20 protein-coding genes are annotated in these 16797 nt (G+C 70.9%); 8 read left to right on the top strand and 12 right to left on the bottom strand.

What is annotated here, in order from left to right; translation table 11 throughout:
* Positions 1 to 3: 3 nt before the first annotated feature.
* Positions 4 to 516, bottom strand: a complete 513-nt coding sequence (gene msrA, locus OG254_RS30825) for a peptide-methionine (S)-S-oxide reductase MsrA (RefSeq protein ID WP_405588073.1) — start codon at positions 514 to 516, stop codon at positions 4 to 6.
* Positions 517 to 652: 136 nt separating this feature from the next.
* On the bottom strand, positions 653 to 1216 hold the full coding sequence (locus tag OG254_RS30820; protein ID WP_405588070.1) for a dihydrofolate reductase family protein: 564 nt from the start codon (positions 1214 to 1216) through the stop codon (positions 653 to 655).
* Between the two features lie 180 nt (positions 1217 to 1396).
* Here OG254_RS30820 and OG254_RS30815 point away from each other — a divergent pair, with 180 nt between their 5' ends.
* Positions 1397 to 1705, top strand: a complete 309-nt coding sequence (locus OG254_RS30815) for a hypothetical protein (protein ID WP_405588067.1) — start codon at positions 1397 to 1399, stop codon at positions 1703 to 1705.
* 92 nt (positions 1706 to 1797) lie between these two features.
* Here OG254_RS30815 and OG254_RS30810 read toward each other — a convergent pair whose 3' ends face one another.
* The gene (locus tag OG254_RS30810; protein ID WP_405595279.1) at positions 1798 to 1986 is read right to left on the bottom strand and encodes a hypothetical protein; all 189 of its coding nucleotides are present in this window, start codon (positions 1984 to 1986) and stop codon (positions 1798 to 1800) included.
* 89 nt (positions 1987 to 2075) lie between these two features.
* Positions 2076 to 2309 (bottom strand): hypothetical protein, encoded by a 234-nt coding sequence (locus OG254_RS30805; protein WP_351188895.1) that lies wholly within the window; start codon positions 2307 to 2309, stop codon positions 2076 to 2078.
* Positions 2310 to 2528: 219 nt separating this feature from the next.
* Here OG254_RS30805 and OG254_RS30800 point away from each other — a divergent pair, with 219 nt between their 5' ends.
* The gene (locus OG254_RS30800) at positions 2529 to 4163 is read left to right on the top strand and encodes an MFS transporter (RefSeq protein WP_405588064.1); all 1635 of its coding nucleotides are present in this window, start codon (positions 2529 to 2531) and stop codon (positions 4161 to 4163) included.
* 133 nt (positions 4164 to 4296) lie between these two features.
* Positions 4297 to 4653: a carboxymuconolactone decarboxylase gene (locus OG254_RS30795; RefSeq protein ID WP_405588062.1), complete on the top strand. Its 357-nt coding sequence runs from the start codon at positions 4297 to 4299 to the stop codon at positions 4651 to 4653.
* A gap of 156 nt (positions 4654 to 4809) precedes the next feature.
* Here OG254_RS30795 and OG254_RS30790 read toward each other — a convergent pair whose 3' ends face one another.
* On the bottom strand, positions 4810 to 5268 hold the full coding sequence (locus OG254_RS30790; RefSeq protein ID WP_405595277.1) for a MarR family winged helix-turn-helix transcriptional regulator: 459 nt from the start codon (positions 5266 to 5268) through the stop codon (positions 4810 to 4812).
* Between the two features lie 289 nt (positions 5269 to 5557).
* Between OG254_RS30790 and OG254_RS30785 the strand changes: the two genes are divergently transcribed.
* Positions 5558 to 6631, top strand: coding sequence for an alkene reductase (locus OG254_RS30785; protein ID WP_405588059.1), 1074 nt, complete (start codon positions 5558 to 5560; stop codon positions 6629 to 6631).
* A gap of 33 nt (positions 6632 to 6664) precedes the next feature.
* Here the strand turns inward: OG254_RS30785 and OG254_RS30780 are convergent, their stop codons facing one another.
* Together OG254_RS30780 and OG254_RS30775 are read right to left on the bottom strand one after the other, a co-directional pair.
* On the bottom strand, positions 6665 to 7810 hold the full coding sequence (locus OG254_RS30780; RefSeq protein ID WP_405588056.1) for an RNA polymerase sigma factor: 1146 nt from the start codon (positions 7808 to 7810) through the stop codon (positions 6665 to 6667).
* On the bottom strand, positions 7803 to 8225 hold the full coding sequence (locus OG254_RS30775; protein WP_147993370.1) for a YciI family protein: 423 nt from the start codon (positions 8223 to 8225) through the stop codon (positions 7803 to 7805). The genes OG254_RS30780 and OG254_RS30775 overlap by 8 nt, the downstream gene beginning before the upstream one ends.
* 168 nt (positions 8226 to 8393) lie before the next feature.
* Between OG254_RS30775 and OG254_RS30770 the strand changes: the two genes are divergently transcribed.
* Positions 8394 to 8858, top strand: coding sequence for an SRPBCC family protein (locus tag OG254_RS30770; RefSeq protein ID WP_405588054.1), 465 nt, complete (start codon positions 8394 to 8396; stop codon positions 8856 to 8858).
* A gap of 67 nt (positions 8859 to 8925) precedes the next feature.
* Here OG254_RS30770 and OG254_RS30765 read toward each other — a convergent pair whose 3' ends face one another.
* Positions 8926 to 9858, bottom strand: coding sequence for a helix-turn-helix domain-containing protein (locus OG254_RS30765; RefSeq protein ID WP_405588051.1), 933 nt, complete (start codon positions 9856 to 9858; stop codon positions 8926 to 8928).
* Positions 9859 to 10041: 183 nt separating this feature from the next.
* Here OG254_RS30765 and OG254_RS30760 point away from each other — a divergent pair, with 183 nt between their 5' ends.
* Positions 10042 to 11082, top strand: coding sequence for an NAD(P)-dependent alcohol dehydrogenase (locus tag OG254_RS30760; protein WP_405588048.1), 1041 nt, complete (start codon positions 10042 to 10044; stop codon positions 11080 to 11082).
* A gap of 61 nt (positions 11083 to 11143) precedes the next feature.
* Here OG254_RS30760 and OG254_RS30755 read toward each other — a convergent pair whose 3' ends face one another.
* The 3 genes from OG254_RS30755 to OG254_RS30745 are packed head-to-tail and all read right to left on the bottom strand — an operon-like array spanning position 11144 to position 14308.
* Positions 11144 to 12253 (bottom strand): FecCD family ABC transporter permease, encoded by a 1110-nt coding sequence (locus OG254_RS30755; RefSeq protein ID WP_405588045.1) that lies wholly within the window; start codon positions 12251 to 12253, stop codon positions 11144 to 11146.
* Positions 12250 to 13236: a FecCD family ABC transporter permease gene (locus tag OG254_RS30750; RefSeq protein WP_405588042.1), complete on the bottom strand. Its 987-nt coding sequence runs from the start codon at positions 13234 to 13236 to the stop codon at positions 12250 to 12252. Before OG254_RS30750 ends, OG254_RS30755 begins: the two co-directional genes overlap by 4 nt.
* Before the next feature lie 16 nt (positions 13237 to 13252).
* Complete coding sequence (locus OG254_RS30745) at positions 13253 to 14308, bottom strand: ABC transporter substrate-binding protein (protein WP_405588039.1); 1056 nt, start codon at positions 14306 to 14308, stop codon at positions 13253 to 13255.
* Between the two features lie 213 nt (positions 14309 to 14521).
* Here OG254_RS30745 and OG254_RS30740 point away from each other — a divergent pair, with 213 nt between their 5' ends.
* Positions 14522 to 14905, top strand: a complete 384-nt coding sequence (locus OG254_RS30740; RefSeq protein WP_405588036.1) for a VOC family protein — start codon at positions 14522 to 14524, stop codon at positions 14903 to 14905.
* A gap of 90 nt (positions 14906 to 14995) precedes the next feature.
* On the top strand, positions 14996 to 15778 hold the full coding sequence (locus OG254_RS30735; RefSeq protein WP_405588033.1) for an SDR family oxidoreductase: 783 nt from the start codon (positions 14996 to 14998) through the stop codon (positions 15776 to 15778).
* Positions 15779 to 15826: 48 nt separating this feature from the next.
* On the opposite strand, the gene OG254_RS30730 is transcribed toward OG254_RS30735, so the two are convergent.
* Positions 15827 to 16597 carry an antibiotic biosynthesis monooxygenase gene (locus tag OG254_RS30730; protein ID WP_351188864.1) on the bottom strand — a complete coding sequence of 257 codons (771 nt, stop codon included), beginning with the start codon at positions 16595 to 16597 and terminating at the stop codon, positions 15827 to 15829.
* Positions 16598 to 16797: the final 200 nt, after the last annotated feature.

Raw genomic sequence — 16797 nt, 5'->3', positions numbered from 1 at the left:
CCGTCAGCCCTCGGCGCGGGCGGGCAGCCGCCATCCCGGGCGGGGGAAGTGGCAGGTGTAGCCGTTCGGGTAACGCTGCAGGTAGTCCTGGTGCTCGGCCTCCGCCTCCCAGAAGGGGCCCACCGGCTCCACCTCGGTGACGACCTGGCCCGGCCACAGGCCAGAGGCGTCCACATCCGCGATCGTGTCCTCGGCGATCCGCTTCTGCTCGTCGTCCACGTAGTAGATCGCCGAGCGGTAGCTGAGGCCTATGTCGTTGCCCTGGCGGTTCTTCGTGCTCGGGTCGTGGATCTGGAAGAAGAACTCCAGGAGCGCGCGGAAGTCGGTCTTCTCGGGGTCGAAGAGGATCTCAATGGCCTCCGCGTGCGTGCCGTGGTTACGGTACGTCGCGTTCGGCACGTCACCCCCGGTGTATCCCACGCGGGTGCCCGTCACGCCCGGAAGTCGGCGGATCAGCTCCTCCATCCCCCAGAAACATCCGCCCGCCAGCACGGCCCTCTGCGTCTGCGCAGCCATTGCGGTCTCCTCCCATATCTGTCAGCTCGGTCACTCGGGCTGCTCTGCTCGCACACCGCCGGCATCCCATGTCCACCCTCCTCAACGCGCGAGGGGTCCAGGCGATTCCGAGCCCGTCCGACCGGATGTGACGGCGCTAGCGCACCACGCGGTGGCGGAGGTAGACGAATTTTGAGTTGAAGGTGCGGGTCTCGACGAGTTCGAGATCCACCCGGCGCTCGTGCCGGGGAAAGAACGGAATGCCGCCGCCGACCAGCACCGGGTAGACGATGGCCCGGTACTCGTCGATCAGACCCGCCGCCGACGCCTGGGCGGCGAGCGTCGCGCCGCCGATCGCGATGTCGCCTTCCCCGGGCTCTGCCCGCAACCGCTCGATCTCCTCCACCAGGCCGCCGGAGGCCAGGCGGGCATTGCCCTCCACCGCCGACAGCGAGGTGGAGAACACGACCTTCGGGAGCGGGTTCCAGAGCGCGATCCACTTGAGCTGTGAGTCGTCGAGCGACGGATCCTGGGCGGCGGTCTCCCAGTACAGCATCGTCTCGTAGAGCCGTCGTCCCATGAGGTAGACGCCGAGTTCACGGATCGCGTCGATCCAGAAGCGAAAGACGTCCTCGTCGGGAGCCGACCAGTCGAAGCTGCCGTCCGGCCCGACGATGTAGCCGTCGAGCGAGACGTTCATTGAATAGGTCACGCTGCGCATCCGCAGTCCTCCTCGGTGAGGGGTTCGACAGTACGACCGTCGGACGCCGCGGAACTCATCGCGACACGGGGGCATGTCCCGGGTCCGGGTGGGGAGTGGCTGGGGCGGTTACTGGCGGGTTCACAGGGGTTTGTAAGATCCACTTCGACCAATGCAAGCCCAAAAATGGGGGAACAACTCATGACCAAGCGTATTTCCGCTCTGGCCGTCTCCGCGGCCATCGTCGGCGGCCTCTTCATCGCGTCGGTACCCGCTCACGCCGCCACTTCGGCCGGCCAGGGCGCGTTCTCCGCCAAGGCTGCCGTCACCTGCAACCCGAACCAGATGGGCCAGCAGATCGCCAACCTCAAGCGCAAGGCGGCGCAGCTGAAGCAGCTCGGGGAGACCGCGGCGGCCAGGAAGGCGCTCAACGACGCGGCCGCCCTCCAGAAGAGGCTCGACCAGTGCGTCAAGGGTGACGAGAACGCGAGCAAGCCCTTCCCCGGATAGGTTTTCAGTTCCGGTTCGCTGTGGCGCTGCCCGTCCCGTTCCACGGGAGGGTGGCGCCACACGCTTGTGCGGCCGTGGCGGGCGTACGGACGTCAGCCGCCCGCCTCCGGGCCCCAGCACTCGGGGTCCCCTCCGCGCCAGTCGATCCACGGCGCCCCCGCCACCTCCGCCGGGTCGATCTCCAGCCCGGCTCGGCGGAGGAACTCCGCGACGTCGGCCGTGTTGTGGGCCAGGCCGAGGATCACGCCGTCGGCGCGTACGCGCCGACCGCCCTTCGGCATCGGCGGATGCACGATCACGCGGACCTGTCCGGATCCGGACAGGTCCGCGTCGGGATCATCCGGGACATGCGGGCCCTCATGTCGGCGCGTCATTGATGGAGCCGCTCGCTGGTGTCCCTGTCGGGCCGCCCCAGGTCACGCAGCTCCTGCCAGGCCGCGGGGCTTGGGCGCCGTTGCTGCCAGTAGGGATGGAAGAACAGCCGAGCCGACAGCCGGTACAGACGCCGGCGCAGCTCGGTACGGCCGGGCCGCTCGGCGAGCTGTCGGTAGGCGGCACTCCACTCCTGCTGTGCCTGGGCGAGGTCGTCGGGGAACGGTCGCATGACCTAATTCAAGCATGTGTTCGATTTTTGGGGCTAGCGAAGGAGGCGTGCATCATCCGGTCGCGCCAGGGTGTCACTCGGCCACTCGGTCACGGATGACGTCACCAGACACCCCACCGCCCCCGCCCCTGCCCCCACCACCGCCCTCGCCCCCGCCAACCGGCTGACCTTCAGGGCGGGTCGCGGATCCGCCCTTCGGAAGGCTGGGACGATTCGCGCATGGCCGGTTCCAGGGCAGACACTGCGCCGAGTTCGACAACGGCGCGACTCGTCCTGTTGACGCTCGCGGCCGGCCAGTTCCTGATGGCGCTCGACAGCTCCGTCATGAACGTCTCCATCGCGACCGTGGCCGACGACGTGGACACCACGGTCGCGGGGATCCAAGGGGCCATCACGGCATACACCCTGGTGATGGCGATGTGCATGATCCCCGGCGGCAAGGTGGGGGCACTCATCGGCCGCAGACGGGCGTTCATGATCGGTTGCTGCATCTACGGCTGCGGCTCCCTCACCACGGCGCTCGCGCCCAGCCTGCCCGTGCTGCTGTTCGGCTGGTCGTTCCTCGAAGGGGTCGGGGCGGCACTCATCCTCCCCGCGATCGTGGCGCTCGTGGCCGGCAACTTCGCCACCGAACGACGTCCCGCGGCCTACGGACTCGTAGCGGCGGCCGGCGCTGTGGCGATCGCGCTGGGGCCGCTCATCGGCGGTGTGGCGACGACGTACTTCTCGTGGCGGTGGGTCTTCGCCGGTGAGGTCCTGGTGGTGCTCGGCATCCTGGCGCTCGCCCGCCGCATCGCCGACGTGGTGAGCGCCGACCGTGCACGCATCGATCTCGTCGGCTCCCTGCTGTCCGCACTCGGGCTCGGGATCTTCGTCTACGGCGTGCTCCGCTCGGACGAGTGGGGTTGGTTCCGGCCGAAGCCCGACGCGCCTTCGTGGCTCGGGGTCTCCCTGGTCGTCTGGCTGATGCTGGCCGGGCTGCTGCTGGTCTGGCTCTTCCTGCACTGGGAGAGACGACTTGTCCAGCGGCACAGGACGCCGCTCATCGACCCGGCCATGCTGGAGAACAAGCAGCTCACCGGCGGACTGACGATGTTCTTCTTCCAGTACCTCGTGCAGATGGGCGTGTTCTTCGTCGTACCGCTCTATCTGTCGGTGGCCCTGGGCCTGTCCGCGCTCAAAACGGGGGCCCGCATCCTGCCGCTCTCGGTCACGCTGTTGGCGGCCGCGGTACTGATCCCCCGATTCCTCCCCGACGTCTCACCGCGACGCGTGGTCCGGCTCGGGGTTCTCGCGTTGCTCGCGGGCGCGGTCGCGCTGATGGCCGCGCTCGACGTGGACGCGGGTGCGGAAATCGTCACGATCCCGCTCGCGTTGATCGGGCTCGGCATGGGGGCGCTGGCGTCCCAGCTCGGGTCGGTCACCGTGTCCGCGGTACCGGAGCGGCAGAGCGCGGAGGTCGGCGGCGTCCAGAACGCCGTCACCAATCTCGGCGCCTCCATCGGGACCGCACTCGCCGGTTCGATGATGATCGCCGCCCTCACGACCTCGTTCCTGACCCAGGTCGAGCAGAATCCGGCGGTGCCGGCCGACGTCAAGGACCGGGCGACCGTCGAACTCCAAAGCGGTGCGCCGTTCCTGTCGGATGCCCAGCTGCGGACCGCGCTCGAAGAGGCCGGCGTCAGTACGGAACTGACTCAGGCCACGCTCGACGCGAATGCCGAAGCCAGACTCGACGGCCTGCGCGCCGCACTGGCCGTCCTTTCGCTCACCGCTCTCCTCGCGCTGTTCTTCACCCACCGGATCCCGACGACCCAGCCGCAGTCGAAGGCAGCGTCCGGGAAGCAGGCATAGGGCGTCGGCCCACCCGTCTCGACGCGCGCCAGCGGGTGACGGTGCCTACGCTTGAAGGGCAACCGCCGGGCAGGGCGGGGATCCGGGCTGGGGGATGGCGGTTCAACCTACGGCACCAGGAGGCGGCCCCACCATGGCTACTGCATCTGAGACTCCCGTACTCGACACGATCGCCGCGATGACGATCGACTCCCTCGAGCGTTGCCACATGGACGACCGAACGCTCATCCTCACCCGCCTCGCCGCACTCGTGGCCATGGACGCACCGGCGATCTCCTACCTGGCTCACATGAGCCCCGCGATCAAGGCGGATTTCACGGTCGAGCAGTTGCAGGACCTTCTCGTCGCCATCGCGCCCGTGGTGGGGACGGCACGTGTCATGTCGGCGGCGGGGCACATCACCGAGGCGTTCGGTGTCACGCTCGCGCTGGCCGAGAGCGAGGCCGAAGCCATGGCCCAGGCCGAGGCGGACAGCCGTAACGCTTCCTGAGGCGAAGCGATGGCGCGGCCGGCCGGCACAGCTCGTGCCGGCCGGCCGCGCCGGTCCGTTCGAAGGGACCAGGTCAGCGACCTGCCCCCCTGGCTTCAGGCTTCGTCAACTACGCGGCGCCTGCGGAGAGTTCCCGACCTCTGGTGATGCCGGCGCCTACGACAGCGGGGCGTGACGCTCGACCGCCTGAGTGAGCCTGTCCTCGATGCGGTCCAGGACGCTGATCATCGCGTCCTGTTCATCCGCCCCCAGGCCTGCGGCGACGCTGTCCTCCAGCTCCGCCCACACCTGTTCGACCTCCTTGCGCAGCGCGAGGCTGGCGGTGGTGGGTTCGATGATGGTGGCGCGCTTGTCGGTCTCGCTGGGCCGTCGGCGCACGAAGCCCGCGTTCTCCAGCCGCTTGACCGTACGGGTCATGGTGGCCGCGTCCGATCCGAGCAGCCGCACGAGGTCGGTCTGGCGCTGCGGGCCGAGGTCCCACAGCTGCATCATGACGAGCTCCTGCCCGGGGTGCAGCCCCACGCGGCGCAGCAGCTGCCCGGCGAGCATCCGGTGCAGGCGGGCCACACGGAAGATCGCGTGGGTCATGACCCCCGCCCGGACGGAGGGCGGCATCGGAGCACGGGCCACCTCCGCGGCGGAGTCGGCCGGCGGTGCGGCGCCCGGGTCCTTCGTCACGTCGTTCACGTTCCTCACGAGGGTGGCGCTTGCTCGAACAGGAACATTCTAGTGCCGCGCCCGCTGCCACACCGGTAGGCACTGAGCAGCAACTACACCTCAGCATCGTGATGCGTATCACATTGAGCCGGGAATGGCTCGCCGAATTTACCTGTTCGAGCAAGTAATAGTGCCGGGTGACGACAACCGGCGCCCGCGCCCCTCGCATACGAACAGGAACCTGACCATGACCGCAGCCTTCGCTCCCTACGACCTCGGCGGCACCCGCCTGTCCCATCGCATCGTCATGGCGCCCATGACCCGCAGCCGTGCCTACGGCCCCGGGCAGAGCGCGACGGATCTGATGGCGACGTACTACGCACAGCGCGCCAGTGGCGGCCTGATCGTCACCGAGGGAACCCAGCCGTCGACGGTCGGCCAGGGCTACCCCGACACCCCCGGCATCCACACCGCGGAGCAGGTCGCCGCCTGGCGCAAGGTCACCGACGCGGTGCACGCCGAGGGCGGCGCGATCTTCCTGCAGATCATGCACACCGGACGGGTCGGTCACCCGAGCCTGACCGGGCTCACACCCGTCGGCCCCTCGGCGGTGCGGGCCGAGGGGCAGGTCTACACGCATGAAGGGCCGCAGGACTTCATCACCCCGGCCGAGCTGACCGAGGCCGAAATCGCGCGGACCATCGCCGAGTTCGCGGACGCGGCACGCAACGCCGTCGCGGCGGGCTTCGATGGCGTGGAGCTGCACGGCGCCAACGGCTATCTGATCCACCAGTTCCTCGCACCGAACTCCAACCAGCGCGCCGACGCCTGGGGCGGCACCCCCGAGCGGCGTATCCGCTTCGCCGTCGAGACCGCGCAGGCCGTGGCCGAGGCCGTCGGTCCGGACAAGGTCGGCTTCCGTATCTCGCCCGGCAACCCCTACAACGACATCGACGAGAGCGACCGGCCCGACCGGGAGGCCACCTACTCCGCCCTCGTCGACGCCCTCGCCCCGCTCGGTCTGGCCTATCTGCACCAGATGGAGGCGCCCGAGGTGCGCGACCTGGTGGTGCGGCTGCGCAAGGCATGGCCGGGCACCTTCATCCTCAACCCGTTCTCCGGTGCGGAGCCGACCGGGCCCGACGCGCTCGCCCTGATCGAGGACGGCACCGCCGACCTGATCGCCTACGGCGGACTCTTCCTCGCCAACCCCGACCTGCCCGCCCGCCTGGCCGCCGGCGGCCCCTTCAACACCCCTGACCGCGCCACCTCCTTCGGCGGCGACCACCGCGGCTACACCGACTACCCCGCCCTCGGCTGACCGAGGAGAACGGAGGTCCGGTCAGCCGACCGGTCAGCCGTCCCGGCGCGTGTTGAGCCGGGCCGCCTGGCGGGTCAGGTAGTCGCGTTCGGCGAGGTTGGGGGCCTGGTGGGCGGCCTCGGTGTACAGCCGGGCCGCCCTCGTCAGGTCGCCGTCGCGCTCGTGGAGGTAGGCCGCCACCGCGGTGTGGCGGGGCAGGGAGTCGTCCAGTGCCGCAAGTGCCGCCAGGCCGGCGCGCGGTCCGTCAGCCTCGCCCACGGCGACCGCGCGGTTGAGCCGGACGACCGGGCTGTCGGTCAGGCGCAGGAGCTCGTCGTACCACTCGACGATCTGTACCCAGTCCGTCTCCTCGGCGGCGGGCGCGTCGGCGTGGAGCGCCGCGATGGCGGCCTGGGCCTGGAACGCGCCCAACCGGTCGCGGGCGAGGGCGGATTGGAGGATCACGACGCCCTCGGCGATCAGCTCACGGTCCCATCGGCCGCGGTCCTGATCGGCGAGCGGGACGAGGCTGCCGTCGGGCGCGGTCCTGGAGGCACGGCGGGCATGGTGGAGCAGCATGAGGGCGAGCAGCCCCGCCACCTCGGGGTGGTCGATCGCGGCGGCGAGTTGCCGGGTGAGCCGGATCGCCTCGGCGGCGAGGTCGACGTCGCCGGAATAGCCCTCGTTGAAGACCAGGTAGAGGACGCGCAGCACGGTGGCGACGTCGCCGGGCTGGTCGAGGCGGACGCCGGAGACGGTGCGCTTGGCGCGGCTGATGCGCTGCGCCATGGTCGCCTCGGGCACCAGGTAGGCCGCGGCGATCTGGCGGGTGGTGAGCCCGCCGACGGCGCGCAGGGTGAGCGCGACCGCGGACGACGCGGACAGCGACGGGTGGGCGCACAGGAAGTAGAGCTGGAGCGTGTCGTCCGCCGAGGACGCGGGGCCCGGCGGCGGTTCCTCGTCCACGCGGTCCTCACGCCGGCGGCGTGCGGTGTCCGCCCGGGTCGCGTCGAGGAACTTGCGCCAGGCCGCGGTGACAAGCCAGCCCTTCGCATCCCGCGGCCGGTCGACGGGCCAGACGCGGACCGCCTCGACGAGTGCGTCCTGTACGGCGTCCTCGGCCGCCGCGAAATCTGCTCCGCGGCGGACGAGGATGCCGAGCACGCTCGGCGTGAGGCTTCTCAGCAGTGCCTCATCCATGCATGAGGCATTCCGTGACGGTGGGCGCCGAGCCCAGGAACGGGCGCACCTCCAGCCACTCGTGGATCGGCTTGCCGCCGGCACCGGGGGCGGCCGACAGTTCCCCGGCCAGCTCGACGGCGCGCTCGTGGCTGTCGACGTCGATGACCATCCAGCCGGCGATGAGGTCCTTGGTCTCGGCGAACGGGCCGTCCGTGACCGGCGGACGCCCCTCGCCGTCGTACCTGACCCACGACCCCTCGGGGGCGAGCGCCTGGCCGTCGACGAACTCGCCGGTCTTCTCCAGCCGGGCCGCGAAGTCGTTCATGTACTGCACGTGCGCCGAGATCTCCTCCGGCGTCCACCGGTCCATGGGCACGTCGTTGACCGCAGCCGGAGCGCCTCGGTAGTGCTTGAGCAGCAGGTACTTGGCCATCGTTCTTCTCCTCGGTGCTGGTGCGACCCATTGTGGTCGCGTTCACCTCTGGGACGGAGCCGGACGCGGGTTCTCGACATCGCCGCCGGATTTTCTTCTTCGGGAGTCGGCGGGCGGTGGCGCTCGGCCGGGGGGGCGGTTGTCGGTGGCGGCTGGTTTCATGGGGACATGGCCAGGACGACCGTCGCCGTGGAGCGGCGTATAGCGGCGGGTCAGGGGACGGTGTGGGAGTCCCTGACCGATCTGAGGGGCATGGTGCACGTGCTCAGTGGTGTCACCGGCGTCGAAGTCCTCACGGACGGGGCCTTCGGTGTGGGCACGCGGTGGCGGGAGACACGGCGGATGTTCGGCAAGGAGGCCACCGAGGAGATGTGGGTGACGCTCTGCGAGCCGCCCGAGCGCTATGTGGTGGAGGCCAGATCGCACGGCACCCACTACATCTCGGAGTGGCTGGTGCGGGCGGACGGCCCGTCGGAATCGACGGTCCGGATGACGTTCACCGGCGTGACCTCCGGCGCCGTCGCGGGGGTGCTCGCGAAGCTGCTCGGCAGCATCGGCAACCGGGCCGTGTCCAAGGCCATCGCGAAGGACCTGGAGGAGATCGCCACGGCGGTCGAGAGCCGCGCCCGCTGACACCGGCCCTCTGACACCGGCCCGCTGACACCGCCCTGCGCAGGCGGACCCACGCCCCGTACGGCGGTCAGGCCGGCGTGCCCGACCCCGCCTTCGTCGCGTCCGCCCCCCAGCTCGCCAGCAGCCGCAGTGCCTCCGCCGACGGTGACCCCGGTTCCGGGTGGTACGTGATCAGGGTCTGTTCCGTGCCGTCGGTCAGGCGGAAGGACTCGAAGTTCAGGGTCAGCTCGCCCACCAGCGGATGCCGAAGGCGCTTGACGCCGTAGCTCTTCTCCTTGACGTCATGGTTGGCCCACAGCCGCCGGAACTCCTCGCTCTTGACGGAGAGTTCACCGACGAGGGAGGACAGGCGCGGGTCGTCCGCATGGCAGCCGGCGTCCATGCGCAGGAAGGCGACCATGTCGGACGCCTTCTGGTCCCACTCCACGAACAGCTCGCGGTACTCCGGCCGCAGGAACACCAGCCGCGCCCAGTTCCGCTCCGGCGCCGGCAGCTCCGACCAGTCGCCGAAGACGGCCGCCGCCATCCGGTTCCAGGCGAGGATGTCGGAGCGTCGGCCGGAGATGTACGCCGGGACGCCGTCGATCGAGTCGAGCAGCTGCCGCAGCACCGGCCGCACCTGTTGGGTGCGGGTCGCCGGCTTCTTCTTGTGCCGCTTCGGCTTCGCCAGGTGGCTGAGGTGCGCCTGCTCGGCGTCGCTGAGGCGCAGCGCCCGCGCGATGGCGTCGAGGACCTCCGCCGAGACATTGCGTCCGTTGCCCTGCTCCAGGCGCGTGTAGTACGCCACGGACACCCCGGCCAGCTGCGCCAGCTCCTCCCGGCGCAGCCCCGGCACCCTGCGGTGCCGCCCGAAGTCGGGCAGTCCGACGTCCTCCGGCTTCAGCCGGGCCCGCCGGGTGCGCAGAAACTCGCTGAGCTCGGCACGCCGGTCCAGGCCGGCCCCGGGGTCGGCGGCGGTGTCCGCGGAGGGTCCTGTCATGGCTCCGGGCCATTCATCCATGCCTCAAGTATTCCCCGTCGTACGCACACGAGCCTGTCCCCGTCAGTAGTAGGACCAGCGAACGTACGTACGACTGAGGTCTGGGTGGCCTGCGATCCCTTCGGCAGGCTGAGAAACGTGCCCGGACGTAGAGCAGAACCAGAAGGCAGCCGGGCGCGAAACCCCCGCTAGGAGAACCCCGGCATGACCACCGTTGCCGCATACGCAGCACCCGCCGCCAAAGCTCCGCTGGAGCGCACCACGATCGAGCGCCGTGAGGTCGGCGAGTTCGACGTCCTGATCGACATCAAGTTCGCCGGTATCTGCCACTCCGACATCCACCAGGCCCGTGAGGGCTGGGGCGAGGCGATCTTCCCGATGGTCCCCGGCCACGAGATCGCGGGCATCGTCTCCGAGGTCGGCTCCGGCGTGACGAAGTACCAGGTCGGCGACCGCGTGGGCGTCGGCTGCATGGTCGACTCCTGCCGTGAGTGCGAGAACTGCAAGGCCGGTCTTGAGCAGTACTGCCTCAAGGGCCAGACCGGCACGTACAACGCCGTCGACAAGAACGGCGAGCCGACCTACGGCGGCTACTCGGAGAAGATCGTCGTCGACGAGAGCTTCGTCCTGCGCATCCCCGACGGCCTGTCCCTGGACGTCGCCGCGCCGCTGCTGTGCGCCGGCATCACCACGTACTCCCCGCTCCGCCACTGGAACGCCGGCCCCGGCAAGAAGGTCGCGATCCTCGGCATGGGTGGCCTCGGCCACATGGGCGTGAAGCTCGCGCACGCGCTCGGCGCCGAGGTGACGGTGCTGTCGCAGTCCCTGCGCAAGAAGGACGACGGTCTGAAGCTGGGCGCCGACCACTACTACGCGACCAGCGACCCGCAGACCTTCAAGGACCTGTACGGCAGCTTCGACCTGATCCTGTCCACGGTCTCGGCGCCGCTGAACCTGGACCAGTTCCTGTCCCTGCTCAAGACGGACGGCGCCTTCGTGAACGTCGGCGCCCCCGAGGAGCCCGTCTCCCTCAACCTCTTCTCCGTGATCGCCGGTCGCAAGACCCTCGCCGGCTCCGGTATCGGCGGCATCCGGGAGACCCAGGAGATGCTGGACTTCTGCGCGGAGCACGGCATCGGCGCCGAGATCGAGCTGATCGACGCCGACGGGATCAACGACGCGTACGAGCGGGTGCTCGGCAGCGATGTGCGGTACCGGTTCGTGATCGACACCGCGACCATCTGACCCAGGTCGCGAAGCCGCCGCCCCAGTCCGAGGGCCCCGGAGCCGCACTGCTCCGGGGCCCTCAGCGCGTCCCCGTGCGGCGCCCCAGCAGCCACAGCAGATACGGCCCGCCGACCAGCGCGGTGAGCGCGCCGACCGGGATCTCCAGCGGGGGCAGCAGAGTGCGGGCCACGAGATCGGCGGAGACCAGGACGACCGCACCGGTCAACGCCGCATTGAACAGCGGCAGTTGGGGCGTGCGCGTCAGCCGGCGGGCGAGTTGCGGGGCGGTCAGCGCCACGAACCCGATCGGTCCCGCCGCGCCGGTCGCCGTGGCGGCGAGGACGACGCCGAGGACGGTGAGACCGAGGCGCGTCCGGTCGACCCGTACTCCCAGCCCGGCCGCCGTCTCCGGGTCGAGCCCGAGCGGCCGCAGCGCCCGGCTCGCCCACACCAGGCCCGGCAGGGAGGCCGCCAGCACGACGGCCAGAGGTCCGGCCTGCGCCCAGCCCCGCCCGTTCAGACTCCCGGTCAGCCACAGTTTGACCTGCTCGGCGGCCTCCAGCTCGCTGTCCGTGAGATACAGCTGGACGACGGCAGACAGCGCGACCCCGATGCCGACGCCGGTCAGCACGAAACGGCTCGGCTGCATCCCGCGCCGCCAGGCCAGCGCGTAGACGAGGGCCGCGGCGGCGAGTCCGCCGAGTACGGACACGACGGGCATGGCGCTCGGCGAGCTCACGGCACCGGTCGCGAGCGCCAGCACGGTCGCGGCGGCGGCGCCGTGCCCGACGCCGATGACATCCGGGCTGGCCAGCGGATTGCGGGTGACGGTCTGCACGAGCGCCCCGGCCGTCCCGAGCGCGGCGCCCACGAGGGCGCCGACGGCGATGCGGGGGACGCGCAGCTCGTTGACGACGAGGTCGTGCGGGCCGGCCCCGGTCCGCAGGGCGCGCCAGACCTCGCCGGGCGGGACGTAGGTCTGACCGACGCAGGCGGAGACGAGCATGACGCCGACGAGCAGTCCGAGGAGGACGACGGCCACGGCGGCGCAGCGGCGGTGGAGGAGAAGGGAGATACGGGGATGGGGACGCAGGAGGGTCAGACCGGCGGGGAGAGCGACCGGGCGCCGGGACGGCTCATCGAGGACGGGAGCCGGAAGGCCGCCGTTCATGGCATGGCCGCGCTTCACGACAGCGCCCCTCTCCTGCGCACCAGCACCACCAGCACCAGCACCCCCACCAGCGCCGTCATCACCCCCGCCGGCACCTCGGCCGGGGCCCGTACGACCCGTCCGGCCACATCGGCGCCCAGCAGCAGCGCCGCCCCGAGCAGCGCCGACAAGGGCAGCACCGCCCCGTACCCGCCTCGCACCAGCCGCCGCGCGAGATGCGGCACCGCCAGCCCCACGAAGGCGATCGGGCCGGCCGCGGCCACCGCCGCGGCCGTGAGCAGCGTCGCCCCCAGCGCCGCGGCGCCCCGCACCAGAGCCACCCGATGCCCCAGCGCCCGAGCCGTCTCGTCCCCGAGCGCCAGGGCGTCCAGTCCGCGCGCACAGGCCAGCACCAGCGCCGCGCCGCCCAGCAGGAACGGCAGCATCCGTACGACCGTCCCCGCGTCCCGCCCGCTGAGCGCCCCCACCTGCCAGAACCGGAACTGGTCGAGCGTGGCGGAGCTGGAGGTCAGGACGACGGTGGTGGCGCCCGCCGTCATGGCCGACAGCGCGGTCCCCGCCAGCGCCAGCTTCACCGGCGACGCCCCGCCCCGCCCCCGCCCGGCGATGCCGTACACCAGGCACGCGGCGACGACGGCTCCGGCGAAGGCGTACCAGACGTAGCCGCCGAAGCCGTTCGCAAGGCCGAGGGCGATGGCGAGGACGACGCCGGCCGCGGCCCCCTGGCTGAGCCCGAGGATCCCCGGGTCGGCGAGCGGGTTGCGGGTGACCGCCTGGAGCGCGGCGCCCGCGACTCCCAGCGCGGCACCGGCCGTCAGTCCGACCTCCGTGCGCGGCAGCCGCAGCGACCGTACGACGAGGGCGTCCGCCGAACTCCCGCCGTGCAGCAGGGCGTCGAGCACGACGGACGGCGGTACGGAACGGGTGCCGACGGCAAGGCTGAGCAGAGCCACGACCGCCGCCGTCAGGACGGCCGCGGGCCAGACGAGCCTGCGGCTCACGAGCCTCACACGATCCTCACTGGCCGAGCTGCCCGGCGAGCTGCCGTACGACCAGACGCGCGGCGGTGGGACCGGCGTTGAGGTACCACGGGTCGTCGTCCACCTTCACCGCGTGCCCGGCCTCGACAGCCTTCATCGACTTCCACAGCGGCCCCGCGACGATGCTCGCGGCGTCCGTCTCGGCCGCGTCGCCCTGCACGGAGTAGAAGATCCAGTCGCCGTCGGCGGTGTCGACGCTCTCCGGGCCGATGTCCTCGGAAATGGCGTTGAACCGCTGCGACTCGGGCCGCTGCAGCCCCATGTCCACGGCGATGGACCCGGTGAACGACGAGACCCCGAACATCCGGGTCCGGTCAGGCGTGAACCGCACCATGGAGACGGCCGGATCCCCCTCGATCGCCTTGCCCAACGCCCCGGCGTCGGCGGTGATGCCGTCCAGCAGGTCCTGCGCCGCCTGCCCCTTGCCGACGGCTTCGCCGACGAGCAGCAGGTCGCGCTTCCAGTTGATGCCGTTGCCGGCGGTGATCACGGTGGGCGCGATCTTCGACAGCTTGGGGTAGAGGTCGCCGAGGGAGTCGTTGGCGAGGATCAGGTCGGGCTTGGCGGTGGCCAGCGTTTCGAGGTTGGGCGCCTGCCGGGTGCCCACGTCGGTCATCGCGGCGAGCCGTGCCTTGTCCTTGGGGAAGGCGTCGGCGAGGTAGCCGGGGACGAGGCCGGCGTTGTCGGCGCGGCTGGTGGCCGTGGGCACGATGCCGAGGGAGAGCAGGTCGTCGAGCTGCCCGGTGCTGAGGACGGCGACCTTGCGCGGCTCGGCCTTGACGGTCGTACTGCCCTGGAAGTGCTTGACCGTGCGCGGGAATGCGCCGTCCTCGTCGGTGTCGGCGCCCATGCCGGCGGCGAGCGCGCTGGGCGCGGCGGAGGGCCCGTCGCCGTCGGCGGATCCGATGACCTGGTTGCGCGAGCCTTCCTGCTTCTTGGCGCCGTCACCGCTGTCGCCCGAGGACGAGCAGCCGGCGAGCACCCCTGCGACGACGACCGTGGCCAGGACGGCCCTCACTGAGACTGCGCGCACGACGACTCCCGCGATCGATTCAACGATCAAGTAGTTAATAAGGCAAGGCTTACCTTAACCGGTTGAATCACGTACGGAACTCGGGACCCCGGGGTCGCAGGACCCAAGGAGTAGGCCCGCACCCTCCCTGCGACCGATGTGCCGCACGGCGGCCCTGCCTAGCGTGAAGGCAATGGAGCCCGTCCGAACCGTGCACACGAGGAGGCAGCCCCGATGACCGTCCAGCTCAACCACACCATCGTCGCCGCGCGCGACAAGAAGGAGTCGGCCCGGTTCCTGGCCGACATCCTGGGCCTGGAGGTGAGCCCGCAGTACGGCCCCTTCATCCCGGTCGAGATCCCCAACGGTGTGACCCTGCACTACCTCGACTCACCCGGCGCGATCACGCCGCAGCACTACGCGTTCCTGGTGTCGGAGGACGACTTCGACAGCATCTTCGGCCGGATTCGGGAGGCCGGCCTGACGTACTGGGCCGACCCGTACCACCGCCGCCCCGGCGAGATCAACCGCAACGACGGCGGCCGAGGCACCTACTTCGACGACCCGAACGGCCACAACCTGGAGATCCTGACGAGGCCGTACGGCAGCGGCGGCTGACCGACCACCGCCGCCCGCCTGTCACATCACCGCTCCGCCCGGCGTCATACCGGCGCAGGCACACCACAACGCGAGGGAAGCGGAGCGGTCATGACATCAACGATCCTGGTCACAGGCGGTACGGGCACTCTCGGCGGCCATGTGGTCCCGCTGCTGCGGGCGGCGGGCCACGAGGTGCGCGTCCTCAGCCGCCGGGAGCGCGCACCCGAGCCCGGCGTCGAGTACGTCACCGGCGACCTGATGAAGGACGAGGGCGTCGAGGCGGCGGTGGCGGGCGCCGCGACGATCCTGCATCTGGCGGGCGGCCCGAAGGGCGACGAGGTGGCGACCCGCAACCTGGTGCGCGCGGCGGCCCGCGCCGGCGTCGGCCACCTCGTGTACATCTCCGTCGTCGGCGCGGACCGGGTCCCGCTGGCCTGGCTGCGGATGAAGCTGGCGGCGGAGCGGACGGTGGCCGACTCCGGGATCCCCTTCACGACCCTGCGGGCGGCCCAGTTCCACGACCTGACACTGAAGATGGTGCGGCAGATGACGCGGCTGCCGGTCCTCCCCTCCCCCGGCGGCCTCCGCCTCCAGCCGGTCGACTCCGGCGAAGTGGCCGCCCGCCTGGCCGAGTTGACGCTCGGCACCCCGTCCGGCCCGGTCCCCGACATGACGGGCCCGAGGCTCTACGACCTCCCGTCCCTGGCCCGCCCCTACCTCCACCTCAGCGGCAGGCGCACCCGCCCGTCCCTGCCGGTCCGCATCCCCGGCAAGGCGGGTCGGGCGTACCGGGCGGGGGCGAACCTGACGCTGGAGGGGGCGGAGGTCGGGAAGCGGACGTGGGAGGAGTTCCTGGCGGAGCGACTGGGGCGGGAGGACCTGCCGGAGTGAGCGCTCACTCCGTACCGCTTCTCACGAGGTCATGCCTCGCGCCGAGCGTCACCCCTGATACGGCGGCGCCGCCCCCCAGTTCCACCGCGGCACCGGCTGCTCCGCGGGCGGTGCCGCGTCCGGGCCCGAGAAGTAGACCGCCAGCCGGGTCCCCCACTCCACGTACGCCAGGAACGCCGAGCGGAACTCGGCGTCCGTCGGCAGGCCCGCCTCGTCCGCCGCGTCCTGGATCAGGTTGACCCAGCGGCGGCGCTGGGGCTCGGTGATCCCGCGGCCCATGTGCTTGGCGACCATGTGGCCGTGGCCGCCCTGGGTCTCGGAGTAGGCGGGCGGGCCGCCGAAGACCTCGCCGAGCCAGAGCGCCACGTGTTCCGCGTGGTGCGGGTCCAGGCCCGCGAACAGCGGGGACAACAGGTCGTCCTTGAGCACCTTGTCGTAGAAGGCCGACGTCAGCCGGGCGAACGCCTCCGCCCCGCCCGCCCAGGCGTACAGCGTGGGCACGGAGGCGCCGGCGCCGCGGACCGTCGTCGGCTTGTAGTGGCGCATCTCCTCTATGTGCGTGATGTACGGGCGGATCTCGGCGAGGAAGTCGGGGAACAGCTCCGACTTGCGGAATCCCTCGATGTGATCGTCCGTCGACGTCCAGGTGATGCGCAGGATGAAGTGCTCGAAGTCCTCCTCGCAGCGGGCGAGTTCGTAGTCGACGCAATGGGGCGAGGCGGCCAGCTGGGCCGCGGCGCGGGTGTAGGCGGCCAGGAACTCCGCCGACTTCTGCTCGGGGATGCGGTATCTGATGTATTCGACCGTGTGAGCCGTCATGGCCTCACCGAAACACGAAATTCGAGCGGACGCTCGTCCTCCGCCGACTCAGGCTCGCCGGATCATCGCGATGTCGAGTTCCAGGGCCACTTTGTCCCCTCTGCCTCGACCTGCTCGGCTCGGTGCGGGTGCGGCGCGAGAGCTACGTGGGCGAGTGGATTCCGGAGCAGATCGTCGGCCGTACGCCGGCGGCCTGCCGC

The organism is Streptomyces sp. NBC_01092, assembly GCF_045039535.1.
GTDB lineage: Bacteria > Actinomycetota > Actinomycetes > Streptomycetales > Streptomycetaceae > Streptomyces.
Note: the sequence above shows the minus strand (reverse complement) of the source record. Positions and strands in the feature narration are given on the sequence as shown.